General features: G+C 70.3%; 1 protein-coding gene. It reads left to right on the top strand.

Going from position 1 to position 3,968, the window contains the following annotated elements; all coding sequences use genetic code 11:
• Positions 1-40: 40 nt before the first annotated feature.
• Positions 41-3,799, top strand: a complete 3,759-nt coding sequence (locus tag G3I40_RS27925; protein ID WP_164305127.1) for a glycoside hydrolase family 2 TIM barrel-domain containing protein — start codon at positions 41-43, stop codon at positions 3,797-3,799.
• The last annotated feature ends 169 nt before the right edge of the window (positions 3,800-3,968 follow it).

Here is a 3,968-nt window from a genome sequence, read left to right as displayed (position 1 = left end):
CCGCGCCGCCGACAGCGGTGGCACGGGCGGCGCACGCGGCATCGCCGCGCAGGGCGACGAGTGGAACGGCCACATCGACGTCTTCCAGCTCGGCACCGAGCCGCCGCACACCACCCTCATGCCGTACGAGAACGTCAAGCAGGCCCTCGCCGCCGACCGTACGCGCTCCCCGTACCGCCAAAGCCTCGACGGGAACTGGAAGTTCGCGTACGTGGACCGGCCCGCGGACAAGAACGACGACTTCTACCGCACCGACCTCGACGACTCGCACTGGGAGTCGACTCCGGTGCCGTCCGTCTGGCAGCTGCACGGCCACGACAAGCCGATCTACATCAACATCACCTACCCGTGGTGGGGCCCCAACGGCGAGGGCGAGGAGGCGCAGCCGCCCGCCGCGCCGACCCGCCACAACCCCGTCGGCCAGTACCGGCGCACCTTCACCGTGCCGAAGGGTTGGACGGCCGACCGGCGCGTCTTCCTGCACTTCGAAGGGGTCAAGTCCGCCCACTACGTATGGGTCAACGGCACCCTGGTCGGCTACCACGAGGACTCCTACACCCCCGCCGAGTACGACGTCACCGACCACCTCGTCCCCGGAACCAACCACCTCGCCGTCGAGGTCTACCGCTACTCCGACGGCGACTGGCTGGAAGACCAGGACATGATCCGGCTGAGCGGGATCTTCCGCTCGGTGTACCTGTACTCCACGCCCTCGGTCCACCTGCGCGACTTCAAGCTCGACACCCCGCTCGGCGACGGCCACACCTCCGCCGAGCTGTCGGTGACGGCCACGGTCCGCGACTACGGCGGCGACGCCAGGAGCGGGTCCTACACCGTCGAGACCCAGCTCTACGACGCCGACGGCCACGCCGTCTGGGCCCGCCCGCTCGCCCAGACCCTCACCCCGTCCACGGCCGACACCACGGTGCAGGACGCCAAGGCCGTCCCCTCGCCCCGCCTCTGGTCGGCCGAGTCGCCGTACCTCTACACGGCCGTGCTGCAGCTGCGCGACCCGTCGGGCAAGGTCGTCGAGACGCTCTCGCACCGCGTGGGCCTGCGGGAGTTCGCGCTCACGGACGGGCTGATGCGCATCAACGGGCAGCCCGTCTCCTTCCGCGGCACCAACCGCCACGAGATGCACCCGGACCGCGGCACCGCCCTCACCCGCGCCGACATGGTCGAGGACATCACGGTCATCAAGCGGATGAACATCAACTCCGTACGCACCTCGCACTACCCCAACAACCCGCACTGGCTCGAACTCGCCGACGAGTACGGCCTGTACCTGGTCGGCGAGACCAACCTGGAGACGCACGGCATCAACGGCGAGTACCCGGGCGACCACGAGGAATGGACCAAGGCGGGCGTGGCCCGCGCCCAGAACATGGTCCACCGCGACAAGAACCACGCCGCCGTCGTCATCTGGTCACTGGGCAACGAAGCGGGCTCCGGCTCCACCTTCAAGGCCATGCACGAGTGGATCCGCTCGTACGACACCACCCGGGTGATCCAGTACGAGGGCGACAACAGCCCCGGTGTCAGCGACATCCGCTCCAAGATGTACGAGTCGCCCGTCAACATCGACAAGCGCGCCGACGACACCGCCGACAAGCGCCCGTACGTGATGATCGAGTACGCGCACTCCATGGGGAACTCGACCGGCAACTTCAAGGAGTACTGGGACGTCGTGCGCCGCCGCGACGTCCTGCAGGGCGGCTGGATCTGGGACTTCGTCGACCAGGCGCTCACCTGGCCGACCCCCGCGCGCAAGCAGCTCACGGAGACGGGCCCGGCGGGCCTGCGGGGCGAAATCATCAGCTCCGCGGGGGAGTTCGGCCGCGACAAGGGCGTCAGCGGCGCCACGATCTTCGCCCGCGACAAGGGCCTCGACCTGACGGACTCGCTCACCCTGGAGGCCTGGGTGACTCCGGGCGTCGTCGGCTACGACCAGCCCATCCTGGCGAAGGGCGACACCCACTACGCGCTGAAGCAGTCCGGCAAGAAGCTGGAGTTCTTCATCCACTCGGACGGCCAGTGGATCACCGCGAGTTGGGACATTCCGGCAAACGGGTGGAGCGGGAGCGAGCACCACATCGCAGGCGTCTTCGACGCGGGCGCCGGAAAGCTCACCCTGCACGTCGACGGCGAGGCGAAGGGCACCCAGGCCACGACGCGCAAGCCGACGAGCAACACCGCCCCGCTCGCCCTCGCCGTCGACGTCGACAACATGATCCGGGAGTTCAGCGGAACCGTCCGCCGCGCCCGGGTGTACGCGCGTGCGCTGAGCCCCGCCGAACTCGCCGACGAGGGGCGGGGGCCCAAGGACGACGGCGTGCGGTTCTGGTTCGACGCGAGGACGGCCGGGCTCAAGGAGGTCAAGCCGAAGGCGAAGACCTTCTTCGCGTACGGCGGCGACTGGAACGACCACCCCAACGACGGCGCCTTCCAGGGCGACGGCATCGTCACCGCCGACCGCGCGCACACCGGCAAGGCTGCCCAGGTCAAGCGGATCTACCAAGCGGTCAACGCGGCGCCGACCAAGGGCGGGGGAGCGGGTGACGTCACCCTCACCAACGAGAACCTCTTCCTCAACCTCCGGGCATACGAAGGGCGTTGGGAGCTGGTGTGCGACGGCGACGTGGTGGGGCGCGGCCGGCTGGGCCGCGACCAGCTCGACGTGGCCCCGCTGAGCAGCAAGGAGATCACCGTCCCGGTGAAGCTGCCGCGCACCCCCGCGCCCGGCGCCGAGTACTTCCTTCAGCTGTCCTTCACGACGAAGGAGGACACGCCGTGGGCGGACGCCGGGTTCGAGGTGGCACGCGTACAGATACCCCTCGACGCGGGCAGCCCGAAGGTCACGCCCGTACCGCTGGGCGACGTACCGGCCCTGTCGTACCAGGACGGCGACGACGCGGTCACGGTGACCGGCAAGGGGTTCAAGGTCGTCGTCGACAGGACGAGCGGCCTGCTCACCTCCTACGAGGCGAACGGCACGCAGCTCGTCGCGTCGGGCCCCGCACCCAACTTCTGGCGCGCGCCGACCGACAACGACCACGGCAACGGCCAGCACACCCGCAACGAGACGTGGCGGGACGCCGGCACCCGGCGCAAGGTCACCGGCGTGGACGTGCGTGCCCTGCGGGACCGCGCGGTCGAGATCACCGTCAAGGGCACCTTGCCGACGACCACCGAGTCCACGTACGCCACCACCTACACCGTCTTCGGCAACGGCGAGATCAAGGTCGACAACCTGCTGCACCCGGGCGCCGCGTCCCTGCCCTACCTCCCCGAGGTCGGCACGCTCCTGCGCCTGCCCGCCGGCCTCGACCGGCTGCACTACTACGGCCGCGGGCCCGAGGAGAACCACTGGGACCGCAACGACGGTACGGACGTGGGCCGTTGGTCGGCGACGGTCGCCGAGCAGTGGAGCGGCTACCTGCGGCCGCAGGAGAACGGCAACAAGACGGACGTGCGCTGGGCCGCGCTCACCGACCGGCGCGGGCGCGGGCTGCTCGTCAGCGGTGACGGGCTCGTGGAGATCAACGCCTCCCACTTCACCCCCGAGGACCTGTCCCTCGGGCAGCGCCACGACTACCAGCTCGACCCCCGCGACGAGGTCGTCCTGCGCGTCAGCCACCGGCAGATGGGCGTCGGCGGCGACGACAGCTGGGGCGCCCACACCCACGACGCGTACAAGCTGCTCGCGGACCGGGACTACCGCTACACCTACCGGCTGCGTCCGCTCACCGACGTGAAACAGGCGCTGAAGCTGTCCCGCAGGCCCACGGCGACGCAGTAGCGCCGAGACGGGCGGTGCCCGGGAGCCGGTATCGGCCTCCCGGGCACCGCCCGTCCTTGTCCGTCCCGCTACTTGACGACGACCTCGCTCACCACCGGCGCGGCCGAGCCGTCGTCCCACGCGAGCCGCACGGCGTCCGCGCGCGTCCCCGCGGGCGCCCGCAGCGTCG

The organism is Streptomyces sp. SID14478, assembly GCF_010548525.1.
Classification (GTDB): Bacteria; Actinomycetota; Actinomycetes; order Streptomycetales; family Streptomycetaceae; genus Streptomyces.
This window is presented reverse-complemented; position numbering and strand designations above follow the sequence as displayed.